Annotated in this window: 1 pseudogene; it reads right to left on the reverse strand. The window is 41.0% G+C overall.

Annotated elements, in window-relative coordinates:
* Positions 1–307 (reverse strand): annotated as a pseudogene (locus tag CP357_RS10040) (RNA-guided endonuclease TnpB family protein); the annotation flags it as partial.

A 307-nucleotide genomic window follows, 5' to 3' on the forward strand; every position in this document is an offset into this window, starting at 1 on the left:
TATCGCTGCCTAATTGCATTGATAAGTAGAATTGCTCGTCAGCGGTCTTTTTAATCGTGACTGTGCCAATTCTAGTTGGGATGTGGTTAAGCAAACGCTCTTTGATTAGCCTTCTAAAACCAGCAATGCGGACGATACCCAGTTTAGGCAGTTTAATATGTTTAGCATCAATAAATCTAGCTGTCCCGTTATCAAGAAAAGCTTCTTTTTGCTTAGGATATTGACAGTTGGTCTGATATGACCAGTCGCTGCGTTTTTTATGGAAAGTTGGGATTCCATGACCAATCTTGCGATAGTTGCTCCAAGC

It is taken from the genome of Lactobacillus sp. UMNPBX6, assembly GCF_002553975.1.
Taxonomy (GTDB): domain Bacteria; phylum Bacillota; class Bacilli; order Lactobacillales; family Lactobacillaceae; genus Lactobacillus; species Lactobacillus gallinarum.